Source organism: Pseudomonas mercuritolerans (assembly GCF_025706525.1).
GTDB lineage: Bacteria > Pseudomonadota > Gammaproteobacteria > Pseudomonadales > Pseudomonadaceae > Aquipseudomonas > Aquipseudomonas mercuritolerans.
Window position 1 is genome coordinate 41,593 of sequence record NZ_JAMSHA010000013.1, and the last position, 18,661, is coordinate 60,253.

The following is an 18,661-nucleotide window of genomic DNA, read 5'->3' on the forward strand; positions in this document are numbered from 1 at the left end:
TTCATCAGCGAGGTTTGTTCAGGGTAATGACGATTGGCTCGCCAATGGCCTTGCCTGCATTGGCCTCGAGTGCGCCGCGCAGGATCGTCATGTTTTCATCGAAGGTAGCTTTATCGGTAGCCAACTGACTCAACAGCGAGGTTGCCAAGGCCAGCGAGTCGGCGTTTTCGAAGGCTCTGGACGGCGCGTGGCAGTCTGTCCCGGTGTCCGACTCACGCAGGCAGCCGGCAGCCAGATTCAGCAGTTCCGTCACGTCCAGGCGCTGGCCATCGTCACTTGTGTGCACGGCGTCGCTGGCATAGCCGACATCATCGGTTTGCGCACTGGCGTGGAACAGCTCATGAATCAGGTCGTCGGCAACCACGTCGTGGTTGAAGCCCATGCTGACGAAATGTCTGTTGAGGTTTTTTGTATAGACCTGCACAAACGCGATGTCGGCGCCTTGTTCTGACCCCGCGTCTTTCCAGCGTTGGTAATTGTCCGCATCGAACGATGCCAGGGTGTCGTTGATCTTGAGCCCGTCCAGAACCATGTTGCTCAAGGAAAAACCGGCGAAATCGAAACGAATCAAACGCAGGTAGTTTACCAGGCGATCAGTGGATATCTGTGAGGCACTGCCGAACACGATCTTCATCAGTGACTCGCGATCGCGTTTGAAATCATGACGGTTGAAGACTTCGATCGCGTTATCGATCTTGGCCCGCGCGCGCGGCAGACTTCGCTCGATAAACTTGCGCGTATAGCTGAGCGGCAATGTGCGTGGCGAATAGGGTAACTGCACCGGGGCGTGATACGCGAAACCATCCAGGGGCTGGCCCCAGAGGTTGCCGCGTCGGTTCAGTGCGTACCATTTGTCACCACGGCGGGCAGCAAGTACGCCAACGGCATCAGCGGTTGCGCGGGGTCGCCAGCTCCCCAGCCCCAGTTGCACATTATCGGCAGCCTCCAGCAGATCCCAGGATTGCCGGCGGCCACTGATCTTGTGCAACTGCCCACTGGCTTTGAGGATCAGGTCGTGACTGTTTTTATTGAACCGCAACAACCCTTTGTGCAGCAGTTTGCCGCCCGCTTGCAGGCCGGATGGCACACCGTCGAACGGATTGAAAAGTGAAATGGCCGAAGTCAGCGCCAGGCGGGTGAAGCGCGCGGCTTTGGCCGTCGTGGAAATAGCCTTGGCGCAAATGCTCAGCGCCTTCGAGCTGGCGCCAGCGACGGTTCCCACGAGACCGATGCCATCCATCAGACATCCGTAAAACCCGTCGACCATTTTGTTGTGGTCGCCCGAAACGATGTCCTCGATGCATTTCTTGAACGGAACCAGCAGGTCGATGAAGTAAGTCAGCAGTCGCTCACCCTCTTCTTTGGAAAGTTCCAGTGGAGTCGGTATGCGCACGAGTTCTCTTAGTTCGCTCCTGTTCAAAAACGGACGGTTATTCACCAGAAATTCAGCGATGCGCGCGATCGCCGGATCATTGAATTTCTGATAGAAGCCCGGCTTCAGTTCCGAAGACTGCATCGGCGCTGCAAGTTCACCGAAGTAATCGATGATCGCCATGCTGCTGGTAACCGAAGTGTCTTCGGCCGCTGCATGGGTATAGCGTTTGATGTTTAACGGCAGGCGTTGAGTTGCGGTGCGAGTCAGGGGCAGCGTCATGTTGGCGCTGGCACTGATCCGCGAACGTTGCAGGAACTTGCGCTCGCGTTTGATGAGAGCTCCCAGCGCATCATTTTTTCGGGTTTCTGCACGCGAGGTGAATAACTCATAACAGAGCTCGGCGTTTTCATGTGACGCATACATCACTATGCCGAAACGTCCTGTGGCGGCATCCCGGCTTTGCAGCGTCTCTTGTTCAACGCCAATACCGAGGGGGCCGCCGGCCCGACGCGTGACGACATAGACGGCAGATTCGCGCACAGTGAAAAAGTTGATGCCTGCATTCATGAATATCTGCAGATCGGCTTCCGGCATCTGCGCCAGAGCCAGTTTTACAGCGGACAGCATGCCGCTGTTCAACGCCTTGAAATGCGCAGCCAACTGCCGGTCCAGCTCAAGCTCGCAGGAGTCCAGTTTGAGTAATCCCGGATAACGCGTGTACAGGCTGATACCCGACGGATTGTAATCAATGGCGGGAAGAAGAAGCCCTTGATTCACCAGGCGTACGGTGCGTCTGTCCCATTCACCGGTAGCCATGTCTCCCGATTGATGCAGATCGACCATTGACATGACTTGCTGCCCGCCTTGCTCGGAAAGCGCTTTCTCGTCGAGGGTGTCGCAACCTGGCGCGGCTTTTTTCAATTGAGTCCGGGCTATTTCTGCACGATTGGGCAACGGGGTCGAGAACGCACGGGCTACCTGCGCGAATTGCTCCGAATGTCGCTCGAAGGCATCAAGTGCAAGCCGTGTACTGGCCTCCTCTGATTGTTCGAGCTCAGTCCTGGCGATAATCCGGTTCAGCAATGCCCAATCGACAATCGGGTCGATCATCGCCAGATCGCGCAGATGTTTCTGCGCTTCACTGACTGCCTCCAGCTCGCCATAGGCAATGATCTGCGCATAGGTCATGACTCGCGAAGCTCCAGCCTTTGCCGCTTCAACCAGCGCAACCGCACGAGTAAGGTTGATCCAGGCGATCGAGCCGAGCGTGACCGTGGCCGGCACTTCACTGACCAGAAACTCCGGCGCGTTGCGAGCCAGAAGCAGATGGGCGACCAGGGGCGACAGCTCCGGATCAATCCAGCGCTTGTTGCGAACAAACTCGACGTACTCGTCGCGAATTTCTGAAGGATGACGTTCAAGATTGCCGGGCGAATACAGATCGCGGCGGTTGATTGAGTGACTGTTGCCAATGGATGGATCGAGATCAAGCAACACTGCGGTTATCAACAATTGGTGAAGGGTATTTGCGCAGACCGCTTGTCCCTCATTAACGCCATACCAATTCAGTTCTTTCAAATAACTGCCAGCGAGCGCCAGCGCGATTGGATGTTCGACGCATTCGGCAATGCGCTGCGCTGCGTTTTCATCGGATATAGCGGCGCGGCCGGAGACGTTGTACAGAGCGGTCAGTAATTTGCGTTTGGGCATCAACTTCGCCGTGGCCTTGCGAATCTCCGAGAACTGCTCTTCAGATAGTGCTGCCAATACATCATCGGTCGTTTGAAAGTGCTCCCAGTAATCCCCGGGCTCTTTTACTTCAGGCGCAAACCTGAACAAACCGAGCAGATTCCTGACCTTGGCATTATTGTCAGGCAAGTCGATGTCATGAAACTTGAACCATTGATCGAGAGTGACATCCAGATCAGGCCATATGAAACCACCGGCTACATCTGCTATATCCGCAATCACCATCAACGCAGATCGTGTCGGCTGACTGAATTCAAAGTGACGCGCCGCGACCAGATCCACCCAACCTCTGTCGGCGCGGACTTCCATCTTGCCCTCTGGCGACACTCGTAGCAGTCCGTCATGATCGCGCGCCTCTTCGCGGGCAAGTGCGCCGACGACAGGGCCAGTTTCGAGCAACTCCGCAAGCAGAAGCCTGCCGGGGTTATAGATATCGTGAAGTGAAGAGCCCGGCTGCAGTTCTACTTCACGCGCATACCAGTTGATTATTTGATCGTCGTTGTATTCATCCAGCGCTTGCTCAAGATGAGCCAATACCTGTTCACGTTCCATCGCATCTGCTGCGGATTGATATTGCCAGCCTGCCAAAGTAACTTTTGCAGGGCGGAATATCTTGTCTTTCTTCAAGTCAATCATTAAAAGCCTCATCAAACCAACTGGCTGACCATTCAGCCTGATGAGGTTTTATCCAGTTCAACGCCAGCGATCCATAGGTTAAATATAAAGCAGTGTTGCGACATGCAACTTGAATCCCTGCAAGCTACTCGTCAGTCGATCAAACCCCATTCTCCTGAAGTTGAATCGCCCGCGCCTTTTTGATCGCCCTGAAGTTTGATTCGCAACTTCAGGTTATTCACCGAATCGGCATTCTTGAGTGCTTCCTGCTCGCTGATTGCGCCTTCTGCATACAATGCAAACAGTGCCGCGTCAAATGTCTGCATACCGAGTTCGGCGGACTTTTCCATCATCGGCTTGAGTTCTTCGAACTGGCCGCGTCGGACCAGGTCAGCGATGGTCGGCGTACCCAGAAGAATTTCAACTGCCGCGCGCCTTTGCCCATCGACAGTGCGGAGCAGACGCTGCGAAACACAGGCTTTCAAGTTGTTGCCCAATGTCTGCAAGAGCTGATCACGCTTTTCCTCGGGAAACATATTGATGATGCGATCCAGTGCCTGATTGGCGTTCGTCGCATGGAGCGTCGACAGGACCAGATGGCCGGTGTCGGCAAACGACAGCGCATGTTCCATGGTTTCGCGGTCACGGATCTCACCGATCAGTACGACGTCCGGAGCTTGGCGCAGAGTGTTCTTCAAAGCCGCATGAAAGCTTCGGGTATCGACGCCGACTTCACGCTGATTGATGATCGAGCGCTTGTGCCGATGGATATATTCGATCGGGTCTTCGATCGTCACGATGTGCCCGGCACTGTGGCGGTTGCGGTGATCGATGAGTGCCGCCAGCGAAGTCGATTTGCCTGAACTGGTCGCGCCGACAAAAAGAATCAGGCCACGTTTGAGCATCACCGTTTCCAGCAACACTGGCGGCAGCTTCAGGTCTTCGAATCGCGGGATGTCGACCTTGACGTTGCGGATGACAATCGAGACGTCGTTGCGTTGCTTGAAAATGTTTACCCGGAACCGCCCGACGCCCGTTCGGGAGATTGCCAGGTTCATTTCCAGATCCCGGTCGAACTCCCGGCGCTGCTCGGCGTCCATCAGGGAGGTGGCGATGGCTGCGGTTTCACCGGGCTTGAATGGCTGCTCGCGCAACGCCGTCAGCACACCGTCAATGCGAGCGCTCGGGGGCGCGCCGGTAGAGAGGAACAGATCCGAGCCGTTTTTTTGCGACAATATTGACAACAGTGCATCGATTTCCATGGCTGAAAGCACCCGCGAAGCATTGAATGAGCAGAATTGGCCTACGCTTGGCGCGGCTCCTGCAACAATGATAGACCCCGTCTCACCGAACCACGCTCAGGATTGAAGTAATGAACGCTGTATCCGCCGTTGACGACGCCCAGGCCCTGATTGCCCGCACCGACTGGAGCCGCAGCCCGCTGGGCGCTGCCGGCACCTGGCCGCAGAGCCTGCGCACAGCGGTGGACATCGTGATTCATTCGCCGATGCCGATGCTGCTGTTATGGGGCCCGCAACTCACGCAGATCTACAACAATGGTTTCGCCCTGCTCGCTGGCAGCAAGCATCCCGAAGCGTTCGGGCAACCGACGCATGAGGTCTGGCCGGAAGTACGAGACTTTTCCGAGCCGATTTACCAGGCGGTGCTGCAGGGTCAGGTGCGCAGCTTCAGCGAGCAGCGGTTCAGCGTGCAACGCGACGGCAAGAAAACCGATTTCTGGCTGGATCTGACCTACAGCCCGATTCGCGATGAAACCGCACAGGTGGCCGGGATTCTGATCACCGCCATCGAAACCAACGAGCGCCGACGCATTGCCCTGGAATTGCAGCGTCGCTCCGAAGAAAGCCTCAAGGCCCAGCGCCAGTCCGAGGAGCGTCTGCAACTGGCCCTCGCCGCCACCGACGCCGTCGGCACCTGGGATTGGGACATTGGCGAAGACCGTTTCATCGCCGATGCGCATTTTGCCGAGTTGCACGGCGTGGATCCGGCCAGGGCCGGGCAGTTGCCGATCAGCGACTACCTGCACGGCGTGCATCCCGAAGACCGCGCCATGGTTGCGCGCGGCATCAAGCACTGCATCACCCACGGCACCGAGTACGCTGAAGAATATCGCTTGTTGCAGGCCGACGGCACGCTGCGCTGGATCTTCGCGCGAGGGCGTTGCTACAAGGACCATCATGGTCGGCCGATGCGTTTCCTCGGCGCAGCGCTGGATCTGACTGAACGCAAACACACCGAACAGGCGTTGCGTCAGAGCCAGACCGAACTTCAACTGATCATCAACGCCATGCCGATCCTGATCAGCTACGTCGACGCCGAGGAACGTTTCCGCCTGAACAACGCAGCCTATCTCGACTGGTACGGCCTGACGCCGCAGGAGCTGTATGGGCGCACGATCCGCGAAGTCATCGGCGAAGAGGCCTACTTCCTGCGCGCGCCTTATATCGCCGAAGCGCTGGCCGGACGCTCCTGTTCCTTCAGTTTCTACACGCCGCACCGCGATGGCAGTACCCGTCATGCGCTGATGAACTATCTGCCCCGGCATGGCGCGGACGGTGCGGTCAACGGCTTCTACATCTTTGTCATCGACGAAACCGAGCGCAAGAAAACCGAAGAAGCCCTGCGCAATCTCAATGAGACGCTTGAAGAGCGGGTCAGCGCGCGCACCGAGCAACTGGCTCAGGCCAACGAGCGCTTGCAGAACGAAATGTTCGAACGCGAGCGCGCCGAAGATGCCTTGCGCCACGCGCAGAAGATGGAAGCCGTCGGCCAGCTCACCGGTGGTATCGCCCATGACTTCAACAACATGCTCACCGGCATTATCGGCAGTCTGGACTTGATGCAGCGCTACATTGCCAATGGTCGCGCCGACGAGATCGGCCGTTTCACCGAGGCGGCCGTGTCATCGGCCAATCGCGCGGCGGCGCTGACCCATCGCTTGCTGGCGTTTTCGCGGCGTCAGTCGCTGGACCGCAAGCAACTGCACGTCAACGAACTGGTGCACTCGCTGGAAGACCTGATCCGCCGCACCAAGGGCGATGCCATCGAGCTGCAACTGCGCTTGCCAGAAGACTTGTGGCCGGTGAGTACGGACGTCAGCCAACTGGAAAATGCCTTGCTCAATCTGGTGATCAATGCCCGCGACGCAATGCCCGAAGGCGGCACGCTGCTGATCCAGACCGCGAACGTGTATCTCGACAGCAGCGACACCACCATTCTTGAGCCGGTGAAGGCCGGCGAATACGTGATGCTCGCGGTCAGCGATAACGGCACCGGCATGACGCCGTCAATCCGTTCCAAGGCGTTCGACCCGTTTTTCACCACCAAACCGATCGGCCAAGGCACCGGGCTCGGCCTGTCAATGATTTATGGTTTCGCCCAGCAGTCCGGCGGCCATGTCAGCCTCGACAGTGTGCCGGGGCAAGGTACTTGTGTACGCCTGTACTTGCCGCGTTTGCTTGAGCCGGCGCCGGAAATTTCATCTGTCGAGACGGCCGAACCGATTGCCGCTTCATCCTCGGGCGAGACCGCGATCGTGGTCGAGGATGATCCGGCAGTGCGCATGCTGGTGCTCGATCTGCTCAAGGAACTGGGCTACACAACCTTCGAAGCGGAAAACGCCAAGACCGCCCTGCCCGTGCTCGAGTCCGTGCAACGCGTCGATCTGCTGGTTACCGATGTCGGCCTGCCGGGCATGAACGGACGCCAGTTGGCGGAGATTGCTCGCCAGCATCGTCCGGGGCTTAAAGTGCTGTTCATGACCGGTTACGCGCAAATTGCCGCCGAGCGCCAGGGCTTCCTTGAAGAAGGCATGGACATGGTCGCCAAGCCCTTTGTCCTTGAAGTGCTGGCGAGCAAGATCCGCAAGTTGAGCAACCCGACCCTGTGACTTGAGGCATAATCGCGCGCCCCGCCGTCACCCCGTTATCAGGTATTGCACGATGAAAGCCCAAGCCCGCCACATTCTGGTGAAAACCGCCGAAGAGGCCGAACAACTCAAACAGCGCATCGCCAAGGGCGAAGCGTTCGATGTGCTGGCGAAGAAATTTTCCACCTGCCCGTCCGGCAAACGCGGCGGCGATCTGGGCGAAGTACGCCCGGGGCAGATGGTCGGCGCGATTGATGCGGTGATTTTCAAGAAGCCGCTGCGCACCGTGCATGGGCCGATCAAGAGCAAGTTTGGGTATCACCTGGTGCAGGTGTTTTATCGGGATTGATCGGCTGGCTGCCGGGCTCCTTCGCGAGCAGGCTCGCTCCCACATTTCGACCGGGTTTTCATTGTGGGAGCGAGCCTGCTCGCGAACCGATTGCGCAGCAAGCGGCCATTCTCTGATTACCTGGAGATCAGCGCCCCTGGCACCTGTATCACCCGGCTGGCCAATTCATGCCCCGCCTGCGCCGCCTCTGCCGGCGTGCCGCCGAGCAAGCGCCTGGCCAGGTACGCCGCGCTGAACGAATCCCCTGCCGCCGTGGTGTCGACAACCTTGTCGACCTTTTGCGCCGGCACTTCAAACGCCTCACCGTCGCAACGAATCAGACACGCCTCGGCGCCACGCTTGAGCACCACTTCTGGCGTGCCAATCTGCGCATACGTCGCAAAAACCTCGGCGCAATCGCCGAAACCGAACAGCGCCTGTTCGTCATCCACGGTCAGCAACGCCAGATCAACATAAGGCAAGACGCTGCGATACGCCGCTCGCGCCTCGTCCACCGACGCCCACAGGCGTGGGCGGTAGTTGTTGTCGAACACAATGCGCGCATCGCGTTGTCGGGCTTCGCTCAACGTCTTGATCAACCGGGCGCGGCCTTGCATGCCGAGTACCGCGAGGGTGATGCCGCTGAAATACAACACGTCGTAATCCGGCAGGGCCGCGAGGATCGGCTCTGCCGCAGGGGTGGTGAAGCAATCGCGCACCGCCGCTTCGTTGCGCCAGTACAGGAAGCGCCGCTCGCCGTTGGCGTCGGTCTGGATGCAGTACAGACCGGGCAGCCGACCGGGCAAACGCTGCACCAGATCGAGGCCGATGCCTTCGCTGCGCCAGATGTGGCACATGGCGTCACTGAAACTGTCATCACCCAGCGCGGTGACGTAGTCGACTTGCGCCTTGTCGTCCAGCGCACGGGACAGATACACCGCCGTATTGAGGGTGTCGCCACCGAAGCTTTGCTGCAGACTGCCGTCGGCGCGTTGCTGCAGTTCGATCATGCATTCGCCGATCAGGGCGATGCGCGGGGTGTTGCGGAGGATTTTCATTGGGCGGGATCTCTGGGGGTTCGGTGGTGGCTAAGCGGGCGTCTTCGCGAGCAGGCTCGCTCCCACAATGGAACGCATTGATCTTGTGGGAGCGAGCCTGCTCGCGAATAGCCGCCGCAACGCAATCTCAAGCCTTAGAAACAAGTCTCCATGGTCTCGATGACCGCCAACTGCTCATCCACCAGCAACCCTACCCGCCATTTGTCAAACGTCAGGCATGGATGCGACGTACCAAAGGAAATGATGTCGCCGACCCGCAGCTCTACCCCCGGCGCCACGGTCATGAATGCATGCTGATCCATCACCGCTGTGACCTTGCACGCACCGACATCATCCCCCGCCGCCGGCACCACACCGGCCTTGTAGCGCAACAACGGCACCGGCAAACCGGCATCGAAGGCGACGTCGCGCTTGCCCAGGGCGATCACCGCAAAACCCGGTTCCGGCAGCGACTGCACATGAGCCCAGACTTCCAGCGCCGGGCGCAGGCCTTCGTGCAGATCGCTGCGACGGTCGAGCACGCAGCACTGCGCCTCTTTGTAGATACCATGGTCGTGCGCCACGTAACTGCCCGGGCGCAACACACTGAGGAAACGGCCAGCGGCGTTCTGGGTTTCGAAGGATTCGGCGATCAGGTCATACCAGGCCGAACCCGACGCAGTGATGATCGGTTTGGCGATGGCAAAGGCGCCGCTGTCCTGCAACTGCACCGCCAGGCGCACCAGCGACGCGGCGAACTCGCGAATGCCACTGACCGCATGATCGCCATGAATCACGCCTTCGTAACCTTCGATGCCGGTCAGGGCCAGCGCCGGTTGCGCATCGATGGCCTTGGCCAGTTCGATGACTTCCTGCTCGCTGCGGCACCCGCAACGGCCGCCAATCACGCCGTATTCGATCATCACGTTGAGCTTCACTCCCCGCGAAGCGAAGTAAGCCCCGAGGTCGGCGACGTTGTCGGGGTGATCGACCATGCAATAAAAATCGAACGTCGGATCGGCGAGCAGATCGGCAATCAACGCCATGTTCGGCGTGCCGACCAACTGGTTGGCCATCAATACCCGGCGCACGCCTTGGGCATAAGCGGCGCCGGTCTGGGTCGCGCTGGCGAGGGTGATGCCCCAGGCGCCGGCGTCAAGCTGTCGTTTGAACAATGCCGGAGTCATGCTGGTTTTGCCGTGGGGCGCGAGTTCGGCGCCGCTGTCGCTGACGAACTTCTGCATCCAGCGAATGTTGTGCTCCAGGGCCTCGCGGTGCAGCACCAGCGCCGGCAGGCTGACGTCGCGGGTCAGTTGCGCGCCGATGGCGGCGTCGCCTTTTTCTACCGCAGAGTTGATGGCAGTGGTCATGATCCAATCCTCACAGTCGCGGCCGCAGGCAGCCGCGGTTATTCGTTGATCCGCCGGGCGAGGCTGTTGGCGCTCTCGATCAATACCCGGCGATAGTCGTTGTAATTGTTTTTCGCATCGGCCCGAGGGGCGACGATGCACAACGTGCAAATGGCCACGCCTTGCGGGTCTTTGACCGGCGCGGCGAAGCAATGGGTGAAGGTGTCGGCGACGCTGTCGAAGGAGAAGAAACCATCGCTTCCGGCCTGACGAATCTCTGCCAGAAAACGTTCCAGAGGCAGGCGTTCGCCGTCGGGCAGGATGTAGTCATCCTCGTCGATCAGATCGATGATTTGTTGATCGCTCAAATGCGCGAGAAGCAGACGCCCGGAAGCCGTCCACGGGATCGGCGCGTTTTCGCCGATGTCGGACGAGATGCGGAAATGCCGCTCGCCTTCTTTCATCAACGCCACGGTGTATTTGCGCCCGTTGAGCAGGCACATCTGCGCAGTTTCACGGGTCTGGCTGACGATCTCCTGCAAAGCGTGATCGGCCTCGCGGCTGAGGTCGAAATGCCGCAGATGCGCCTGACCAAGGAAGTACAACTGGCGGCCAAGGTAGACGTGGCCATCCTTGCCCACCGGCTCCAGAATCCGTCGCTCCAGCAAGGACGCGACCAGTTCGTAGACCGTCGATTTCGGACTGCCGATGCCGTTGGCAATGTCATTGGGGCGCAGGGGCTGGCCGATTTCCTTGAGAAAATCGAGGATATCGAACGCCCGGTCCAGACCGCGTGCCCGGCGCTTGATGGTGTCTTCGGTCATGTCAGTGGTTTCCATTCAAAGTCGCCGGATGGTAACTGGCGCTTGGTGCCATGTCAGTGACATTGCTGCCCTCCCCCCCCGCCCTCTCCCGGAGGGAGAGGGAGCCTGATCGTGTCAATGCATAAATCACTGATAAACGCTGACTCTGCATCGATAAAGATCAGTTCCCTCTCCCTCCGGGAGAGGGCTAGGGTGAGGGGAAAGCTTCACTCAGATCTTCTTGTAGGCAATGCAGTCGATCTCAACCTTGCAATCAACCATCATGCTCGCCTGCACACAGGCGCGCGCCGGGGCGTGTTCGGGTTTGAAATACTCGGCGAAGACCTTGTTGAAACTGCTGAAATCCCGTGGATCGTCCAGCCAGACGCCAGCGCGGACCACATCCTCGAGGCCATAACCAGCCTCTTCGAGAATGGCGATCAGGTTCTTCATGGTCTGGTGGGTCTGTTCGACGATGCCGCCAACGATGATCTCGCCATCCACCGCCGGAACCTGGCCGGACACATGCAGCCAGCCATCCGCTTCAACTGCGCGGGCGAATGGACGAGGCTGGCCGCCGGCGGCGGTGCTGCCGGTGCCGTAACGCGTAATGCTCATGGGTGTTTCTCCTGATTGCAAAAGTACAGATTCAAAACCGCGTGCTCTTGAGAAATTCCGCCAGACGCGGCGATTGCGGGCGTTCGAACAGTTCCTTGGGAGGTCCCTGCTCTTCGATCCGCCCTTGATTCATGAAAACGATCTTGTCCGAGACCTCGAAAGCGAAACGCATTTCGTGGGTCACCAGCAACATGGTCATGCCGTCCTCGGCCAGGCCCTTGATCACGTTGAGCACCTCACCGACCAGCTCCGGATCGAGGGCCGAAGTGACCTCATCGAAGAGCATCAGGCTCGGATTCATCGCAATGGCCCGGGCAATCGCCACGCGCTGTTGCTGACCGCCGGACAACTGGCCGGGAAAGTGATTGCGCCGCTCCAACAGGCCGACGCGCTCCAGCCATTTTTCCGCAAGCACTACGGCTTCATCCTTGTGCATCTTTTTCACCTTGAGCAGGCCCAAGGTGACGTTCTGCAAAGCGGTCAGGTGCGGGAACAGGTTGAATTGCTGGAAGGCCATGCCGGTCATCGCACGATGGCGGGCAATAACCTTTTCCGCATGGCGCACACGTTTACCGTTGACCTCGTCGTAGCCGATGGACTCGCCGTCGAGCAGGATCTGCCCGCCCTGAAACTCTTCAAGCATGTTCACGCAACGCAGCAGCGTGGTTTTGCCCGAACCGCTGGAGCCGATCAGCGTGACGACGTTGCCGCGCTGCATGCTCAGGTCGACACCCTTGAGCACTTCCACCGCGCCGTACTGTTTGTGCAGGCCGCGAATGTCCAGCAATGCCTGATCCTGTGAAGCAACTTGAGCTTGAGTCATGGCAGGGCCACCCGCTTTTCAATGTGCCGGCCGAGTAATTCGATGCCGTAGTTGATGACGAAGAACAGAAAACCGGCGAACAGGTAGAACTCCAGGGTCATGAAGTTCCGGGCGATGATCTGTTGTGTGCTGAGCAGCAATTCGGCGACGCCGATCACCGAGAGCAAGGTCGAAGCCTTGACGATTTCGGTCGACGAATTGACCCACGTCGGCAGGATCTGCCGCAGCGCCTGAGGCAACAGTACGTAGCCGAGGGATTGGTAGAACGTCAGGCCGATGGCTTTCCCCGCCTCCATCTGCCCGCGCGGCAAGGCTTGCAGCGCGCCACGGACGATTTCGGCGACGTGCGAGCCGCAGAACAGCGTCAGGCCCAGGGCGCCGGCCTGAAACGCGCTGATCTGCCAGCCGAGCGCCGGCGCCATATAAAAGCAGGCCAGCACCAATACAAACACTGGCGTGCCGCGAATCAGATCGACGTACAGCCGAAACGGCGCGCGCATCCAGAATCTGCCGTAAGTCAGCACCAGGCCGGCAACCACGCCGAGCATGGTGCCCAAGACGATGGCCAGCGCCGAGACCTGCACACTGGTCAGAAAGCCCTGCCACAACGGCTCGCGCGCGACCCACAATTCATGCAACCAACTGGGAGATTCGTACATCGCAGCCTCCTATCGGCGGATCGCCAGAAGCTGCTCGAGGTAACGCAGCAGCATGGCAATGAGGTAACAGGCCGCGACATACAACGCCGTGGTCACCAGCCAGGTTTCAATCACCCGATAGCTTTCGACGTTGATCTTGCGCGCGTAATAGGTCAGCTCCGGCACCGCAATCGCGGCCGCCAGTGAGGTGTCCTTGAACAGCGAAATGAAGTTGTTCGACAACGCCGGCAGCACGTTGCGCAGCATCACCGGCACGGTGACGTAAGCCTTGACCTGCCATTCACCGAGACCGATTGCCAGCCCGGCTTCGCGCTGGCCTTTGGGAATGCTCAACAAGCCGCCACGGAACACTTCGGTCAGGTACGCGCCGGCATACAGCGACAGGGTGATGATGAACGACGGGATCTTGTCCAGACGAATCCCGAGACTCGGCAGTGCAAAGTAGATCAACAGAATCAAAACCAGAATTGGCGTGTTGCGCACTACCGTGACGTACACCGAGGCCAGCACCCGCAAGGCGCGATGCTTCGACAGCAAGGCAAACGCCATCAGCAGGCCGATCACGCAGCCGATGGCGATCGACACCAGCGCCAGCTGCAAGCCCAGACCGAGCCCCGCCAGCAAGGTGTCGAAATCGCGCCACACGGCGGCAAAGTTCAACTGATAGTTCATGGTCAGCAATACCTTGAGCGGGGCGACGGTCATCGCCCCACTCTCACGGGATCATTTGAATTCGACTGGGAAACCGATGGCTGGAGATGGCAGATCAACACCGAACCATTGTTTGAACGAAGCGGCGTAGGTCGGGAACTCAACTCCGGTCATGGCTTCATGAAGCGCGGTGTTGACGAAGTTCAGCCAGTCCTGATCGCCACGTTTGACGGCGCAAGCGTAAGTCTGCGGGCTCCAGGCATAGCTCGGGCTGCGGTAGCGGCCGGGATTCTGCACCATCAGGTATTTGACCGAGGACTGATCGGTGGCGGCGGCATCGGCGCGACCGGAGTTCACCGCCTGGTACATCAGATCGACGCTGTCGTACTGATCGACTTTGGCCTTGGGCAATGCCTGATGCACCAGTTCTTCCGCGTAGACGTTCTGCAGCACCGCAACGGTGACGTCATCGCCCGCCGCCTGCAGGTCTTCGATTTCCTTGTACTTGCTGTTGTTCGGCAACAGCAGGCCAACACCTTCGCGGTAGTACGGCAGGGTGAACGCGACTTGCTGTGCGCGGCTGGCGGTGACGGTGATGAACTGGCAGCTCATGTCGACCTTGTCGGTCAGCAGATTGGGAATCCGCGCATCGGACGACTGCACCACGAACTCGACCTTGCTCGGGTCGTTGAACAGCCCTTTGGCCACGATCCTGGCGATGTCGATATCAAAACCCTGCAACTTGCCGTCCGCGCCCTGAAAGTGCCACGGCGCATTGGTGCTGCCGGTGCCCACGATCAACTTGCCACGGGCGAGAACACTGTCGAGCTTGCTGTCGGCAGCCTGGGCCAGGCCCATGACCGAGGAAGAAGCCGCAAGAACAAAAACACACGCTTTGAACAACGAAGGACGGCGATGCATGGCAAGCACTCCATAATTGTGTTTATTCCGCTATACCGGAACACGGTTTGTTACTACGGAATAGACAGCAGAAAGTGTGCCACAGGAATCTCGCGAAATCTGTAACTGATTTGAATGCTATTGGAATCAACAAGATATGGTTCGTGGACCAAAGGGTTTGGCCCGAACTAGAACGAAGAAAATAGCTGACACAGCCATTAAAGGGGAAATGCGTTCCCAACTTGGGTCAGATCGCGCCGTTGTGGTGCGAATCAGGGTGACAGTTGAACAAGACCCGGTATCAGCGCTTTAGCGCCTGCCTGTAGACATCCCCACCCTGCCGTTTCCCGACGGCTATCACCGTCACGACAGCACTTCTCGTGTTTACGCAGCCCACCTGTAATTTCTGACAGTAGACCGCGACACCCCTGCTCCTTTAACGTCAAGGTGCCTACCCGCTCGTTGAAAAGGACCCTTCGATGAACGCTACAAACACAACTTCCGCGCTGGACCCGGTTTACCGCAAAGCCCTGAAAACCTGGCGTCCGGTCATTCTGTATTTCGCCAATGAACACTGCCCTGCGTGCGAATGGGCCGGGCCGATCTTTCGGCAGATTGCCGAGCCTTACCGACTGCGCGCCAACATCTACATGCTCAACACCAGCCAATCGCCCAAACACCCGAACGTCACGGGCACGCCAACAGTGCTGTTCTATAAAAACGGCAGGCTGCTGAAAAAGCTCAAAGGTATCGGCACCGAGGAAACCCTGGCGAGGGATATGGCCCGGCATGTCGGTAGAACGAAGGCGCCCGCAGCGCCACGCAAACATCACCATGATCTGGCATGGCTGAGGCGGACGCTCAGTTCATTGCGCACGGTCTCGCGTTCGCGCCACCGGGTTCTGCGCTGAACCCGACCGGGATTGGACAACCCGCTGTCTGCCTGCTTTGCTGTTGAGCGAACACATTGCGCGCCGCCCGCGGGTGCGGGTGGTTGCCAGGATCGGCGCAGACAGCGGGATAAGCATGTTCGAAACCATTGAAGCGCAAGCGTTGAAGGAAACCGCGTCTAACGAGTTGAGGGACGAGTTTCTCCAGCGCGAGTTCGAACGGCTCAAACCGTTCAGCCTGTTGATCTATGTGGTCAGCATTTTCATGTGGCTACTGTTTGATCTGATCGTCAGTTTTCTCGGCGGCCAGGGTTTCACGTGGCGCTCGATGGCGTTTCTCGCTGGTTTCGCGCTGTTGACGGTGGTGCTCGGGTTTACGCGCAAGGCCAGCCACTTCGATGTGCTCACCTTGCTTCTGGTTCTGGGATTGACCGTCGGTGTGCGAATGATCGTCGACGGCCTCGCGCCTGCTTCGCACAGCTTGTGGCTGGTGCTGGCAGCAGCGAGCATGTTGTACAGCGTGTCGGTACTGCCGCTGCGGCGCTGGGCGTTCTTTGCGGTACAAGTTGTGATCTGGGTGATCCTCAACCCGTTTCTCGCCACCACTACCGAAATCACTGAACTGCGCGGCGTCCTGACTGCCTGCTACAGCGTGTTCCTCTGCGCACTCACGGTGTACACCTTTTTGAAGTTCCGTGAGGCCAAGCTGAACAACTACCTGATGTCGCGGTTACTGCTGGAGCAGGCCTATAACGACCCGCTGACGCAGATTCCCAACCGGCGCTCGTTCATGACCCACGCAGGGCAACGGCTGCTGGCAAGCCCGCGCGAGCGCGATCATTACCTGATGATGATCGACATCGACAACTTCAAGAAGGTCAACGATACCTACGGGCATGACATCGGTGATGAGGTGCTCATTCGCGTCGCGGCCGATATCAAGGCAGTGATGGTTGCGTTTGACTACGCGCGTATGGGCGGTGAGGAGTTCGCGATCTATCTGGCGGGAGTGCGGCGCGAGGATGTTGAAAGCCTTGCCACGCAACTGTGCCAGTCAGTGCGTGAACAGCCCACCCAGCACCCGGTCACCATCAGCATCGGCATTACCCGGGTGGCTGAGGGTGACTCGTTGAATCAGGCGCTGATCAAGGCGGATGCGGCGTTGTACGAATCAAAGCATACGGGCAAGGACCGCTTCACTTTTCATCAGTAACAAGCGCAGCGACCGCTGCGCCATTCCGCGAATGCTCAAGCCACCTCACGCTCCAGCAACACCCGCGTCACCCGTCGCTCTTCAACCGCTTTGACGGTCAATTGCCAGCCCTCGTATTCCAGCCGATCACCGGTCATCGGCAACCGATCCAGCAGACTCATGACCAACCCGGCCATGGTCTGATAATCCTCGGTCGGCTCGGCATCGAAGCCGGTGCGCTGGCGAACGCGAGCCAAGGGCAGCGCGCCGCTGACCAGAAACCCGCCGCGCTCTTCGACCACATCAGGGCCTTCGATTTCACTGGCATCGGGCAACTCACCGGCGATCGATTCGAGGATGTCGGTCATGGTCAGCACGCCGACAAAATCGCCGAACTCATTGACCACGAAGGCGATGTGCGTCGATGCCGCGCGCATCTGCTCCAAGGCATTGAGGATCGAGTAACTGTCGAGCAGATTGACGGTCTTGCGTGCCAGATGCTCAAGGTTCGGCTCGTTGCCGGCCAGATACTCCTTGAGCAATTCCTTCTTGTGTACGAAGCCCAGCGGCTCATCCACCGCGCCATCGCGAATCAACGGCAAGCGCGAGTACGACGAATGCATCAGCTTGGTGCGAATGGTTTCGGCATCATCGGCAAGATCAATCAGGTCAACGTCGGCGCGCACCGTCATCAGGTTGCGAATCGGCCGCTCCGCCAGTTGCAGCACACCGCTGATCATCACCCGTTCACGACGGTCGAACAGCTCGGCCACCGGCGCTTCACCGTTGTCCAGCAGGTCGGAGATTTCCTCGCCGACCTCCTCCACCGCCAGCTTGCGCCCACCGAGCAGACGCATCACCGCATGGGCTGTGCGCTCGCGCATCGGGCGCACGCCCTGCATCGAACGCTTGCGCCGAGCCCGGGCGATCTGGTTGAAGACTTCGATGAGGATCGAGAAACCGATGGCCGCGTACAGGTAACCTTTCGGGATATGGAAGCCCAGACCTTCTGCGGTCAGGGCAAAACCGATCATCATCAGGAAGCCCAGACACAGCATGATCACGGTCGGATGCGCGTTGACGAAGCGGGTCAGCGGCTTGCTGGCAACGATCATCAGGCCGATGGAAATGATCACGGCGATCATCATCACCGCCAGCTCATCGACCATGCCCACGGCGGTAATCACCGCGTCGAGGGAGAACACCGCGTCGAGCACCACGATCTGCGCCACGATTGGCCAGAACAATGCGTAGGTCGTATTGGTCGAGCGCTCGCCGACATGGCCTTCGAGGCGCTCGTGCAACTCCATCGTCGCCTTGAACAACAGGAACACACCACCGAACAGCATGATCAGATCACGACCGGAGAAGCTCTTGTCGAACACCTCGAACAACGGCTGCGTGAGCGTAACCAGCCAGGAAATGCTCGCCAACAGGCCCAGGCGCATGATCAACGCCAGGGACAGACCGATGATCCGCGCGCGATCACGCTGATGCGGCGGCAGTTTGTCGGCAAGAATTGCGATGAACACCAGGTTGTCGATACCCAGCACCAGTTCCAGCACGATCAGAGTCAACAGGCCTAACCAGGCCGTGGGATCCGCTAACCATTCCATAAAACGTCTCGATCTCTCTTCAGTGAATTCAGGCGGCCGGACACGGCGAAGTGCAACGCAAAGGCTCAAGAGCCGCGTTATCAACCATAGTCGGGAGTCGGAAGACGGGATGCTGCGAAAGGATCAAGACCGCGCGAAGGCGTGCTGGAGAGTGCTGACTGGGAGGC

Annotated in this window: 15 protein-coding genes; 4 read left to right on the plus strand and 11 right to left on the minus strand. The window is 58.9% G+C overall.

Annotated features, from left to right (window positions below; translation table 11 throughout):
- Positions 1 to 4: 4 nt before the first annotated feature.
- Together ND528_RS27495 and ND528_RS27500 are read right to left on the minus strand one after the other, a co-directional pair.
- Entirely contained in the window at positions 5 to 3,760 is a 3,756-nt protein-coding gene (locus ND528_RS27495; RefSeq protein WP_263471684.1) for a hypothetical protein, read from the minus strand.
- Between the two features lie 131 nt (positions 3,761 to 3,891).
- Complete coding sequence (locus ND528_RS27500) at positions 3,892 to 5,001, minus strand: PilT/PilU family type 4a pilus ATPase (protein WP_137213445.1); 1,110 nt, start codon at positions 4,999 to 5,001, stop codon at positions 3,892 to 3,894.
- Between the two features lie 110 nt (positions 5,002 to 5,111).
- Between ND528_RS27500 and ND528_RS27505 the strand changes: the two genes are divergently transcribed.
- The gene (locus tag ND528_RS27505; protein ID WP_263471685.1) at positions 5,112 to 7,649 is read left to right on the plus strand and encodes a PAS domain-containing hybrid sensor histidine kinase/response regulator; all 2,538 of its coding nucleotides are present in this window, start codon (positions 5,112 to 5,114) and stop codon (positions 7,647 to 7,649) included.
- Between the two features lie 52 nt (positions 7,650 to 7,701).
- On the plus strand, positions 7,702 to 7,977 hold the full coding sequence (locus ND528_RS27510) for a peptidylprolyl isomerase (RefSeq protein WP_007912322.1): 276 nt from the start codon (positions 7,702 to 7,704) through the stop codon (positions 7,975 to 7,977).
- A 116-nt stretch (positions 7,978 to 8,093) separates the two neighbouring features.
- Here the strand turns inward: ND528_RS27510 and ND528_RS27515 are convergent, their stop codons facing one another.
- From ND528_RS27515 to ND528_RS27550, 8 genes are all read right to left on the minus strand, one after another.
- A complete protein-coding gene (locus tag ND528_RS27515; protein WP_263471686.1) occupies positions 8,094 to 9,014 on the minus strand; it encodes a sugar kinase in 921 nt (306 codons plus the stop codon).
- Between the two features lie 134 nt (positions 9,015 to 9,148).
- On the minus strand, positions 9,149 to 10,363 hold the full coding sequence (locus ND528_RS27520) for an amino acid deaminase (RefSeq protein ID WP_263471687.1): 1,215 nt from the start codon (positions 10,361 to 10,363) through the stop codon (positions 9,149 to 9,151).
- Between the two features lie 38 nt (positions 10,364 to 10,401).
- A complete protein-coding gene (locus tag ND528_RS27525) occupies positions 10,402 to 11,166 on the minus strand; it encodes an IclR family transcriptional regulator (protein ID WP_110646502.1) in 765 nt (254 codons plus the stop codon).
- Between the two features lie 210 nt (positions 11,167 to 11,376).
- Complete coding sequence (locus tag ND528_RS27530) at positions 11,377 to 11,763, minus strand: RidA family protein (protein WP_130911291.1); 387 nt, start codon at positions 11,761 to 11,763, stop codon at positions 11,377 to 11,379.
- A gap of 31 nt (positions 11,764 to 11,794) precedes the next feature.
- Positions 11,795 to 12,586, minus strand: coding sequence for an amino acid ABC transporter ATP-binding protein (locus ND528_RS27535; protein ID WP_073474746.1), 792 nt, complete (start codon positions 12,584 to 12,586; stop codon positions 11,795 to 11,797).
- A complete protein-coding gene (locus ND528_RS27540) occupies positions 12,583 to 13,245 on the minus strand; it encodes an amino acid ABC transporter permease (RefSeq protein ID WP_016774495.1) in 663 nt (220 codons plus the stop codon). The genes ND528_RS27535 and ND528_RS27540 overlap by 4 nt, the downstream gene beginning before the upstream one ends.
- Before the next feature lie 9 nt (positions 13,246 to 13,254).
- The gene (locus tag ND528_RS27545) at positions 13,255 to 13,917 is read right to left on the minus strand and encodes an amino acid ABC transporter permease (protein ID WP_263471714.1); all 663 of its coding nucleotides are present in this window, start codon (positions 13,915 to 13,917) and stop codon (positions 13,255 to 13,257) included.
- Positions 13,918 to 13,968: 51 nt separating this feature from the next.
- A complete protein-coding gene (locus ND528_RS27550; RefSeq protein WP_016774493.1) occupies positions 13,969 to 14,817 on the minus strand; it encodes a transporter substrate-binding domain-containing protein in 849 nt (282 codons plus the stop codon).
- A gap of 458 nt (positions 14,818 to 15,275) precedes the next feature.
- Between ND528_RS27550 and ND528_RS27555 the strand changes: the two genes are divergently transcribed.
- Positions 15,276 to 15,707 carry a thioredoxin family protein gene (locus ND528_RS27555; RefSeq protein ID WP_263471688.1) on the plus strand — a complete coding sequence of 144 codons (432 nt, stop codon included), beginning with the start codon at positions 15,276 to 15,278 and terminating at the stop codon, positions 15,705 to 15,707.
- A gap of 115 nt (positions 15,708 to 15,822) precedes the next feature.
- Positions 15,823 to 16,899 (plus strand): GGDEF domain-containing protein, encoded by a 1,077-nt coding sequence (locus ND528_RS27560; RefSeq protein WP_263471689.1) that lies wholly within the window; start codon positions 15,823 to 15,825, stop codon positions 16,897 to 16,899.
- Between the two features lie 35 nt (positions 16,900 to 16,934).
- Here ND528_RS27560 and ND528_RS27565 read toward each other — a convergent pair whose 3' ends face one another.
- The gene (locus ND528_RS27565; RefSeq protein WP_130911296.1) at positions 16,935 to 18,494 is read right to left on the minus strand and encodes a TerC family protein; all 1,560 of its coding nucleotides are present in this window, start codon (positions 18,492 to 18,494) and stop codon (positions 16,935 to 16,937) included.
- Positions 18,495 to 18,661: the final 167 nt, after the last annotated feature.

Bases quoted from the DNA above. Each gene is read 5' to 3' on its own strand.
- ND528_RS27495 (WP_263471684.1), bottom strand. From the start codon at position 3,760: ATGATTGACTTGAAGAAAGACAAGATATTCCGCCCTGCAAAAGTTACT.
- ND528_RS27565 (WP_130911296.1), bottom strand. From the start codon at position 18,494: ATGGAATGGTTAGCGGATCCCACGGCCTGGTTAGGCCTGTTGACTCTG.
- ND528_RS27505 (WP_263471685.1), top strand. From the start codon at position 5,112: ATGAACGCTGTATCCGCCGTTGACGACGCCCAGGCCCTGATTGCCCGC.
- ND528_RS27525 (WP_110646502.1), bottom strand. From the start codon at position 11,166: ATGACCGAAGACACCATCAAGCGCCGGGCACGCGGTCTGGACCGGGCG.
- ND528_RS27515 (WP_263471686.1), bottom strand. From the start codon at position 9,014: ATGAAAATCCTCCGCAACACCCCGCGCATCGCCCTGATCGGCGAATGC.
- ND528_RS27530 (WP_130911291.1), bottom strand. From the start codon at position 11,763: ATGAGCATTACGCGTTACGGCACCGGCAGCACCGCCGCCGGCGGCCAG.
- ND528_RS27560 (WP_263471689.1), top strand. From the start codon at position 15,823: ATGTTCGAAACCATTGAAGCGCAAGCGTTGAAGGAAACCGCGTCTAAC.
- ND528_RS27545 (WP_263471714.1), bottom strand. From the start codon at position 13,917: ATGAACTATCAGTTGAACTTTGCCGCCGTGTGGCGCGATTTCGACACC.
- ND528_RS27550 (WP_016774493.1), bottom strand. From the start codon at position 14,817: ATGCATCGCCGTCCTTCGTTGTTCAAAGCGTGTGTTTTTGTTCTTGCG.
- ND528_RS27540 (WP_016774495.1), bottom strand. From the start codon at position 13,245: ATGTACGAATCTCCCAGTTGGTTGCATGAATTGTGGGTCGCGCGCGAG.
- ND528_RS27520 (WP_263471687.1), bottom strand. From the start codon at position 10,363: ATGACCACTGCCATCAACTCTGCGGTAGAAAAAGGCGACGCCGCCATC.
- ND528_RS27500 (WP_137213445.1), bottom strand. From the start codon at position 5,001: ATGGAAATCGATGCACTGTTGTCAATATTGTCGCAAAAAAACGGCTCG.
- ND528_RS27535 (WP_073474746.1), bottom strand. From the start codon at position 12,586: ATGACTCAAGCTCAAGTTGCTTCACAGGATCAGGCATTGCTGGACATT.
- ND528_RS27555 (WP_263471688.1), top strand. From the start codon at position 15,276: ATGAACGCTACAAACACAACTTCCGCGCTGGACCCGGTTTACCGCAAA.
- ND528_RS27510 (WP_007912322.1), top strand. From the start codon at position 7,702: ATGAAAGCCCAAGCCCGCCACATTCTGGTGAAAACCGCCGAAGAGGCC.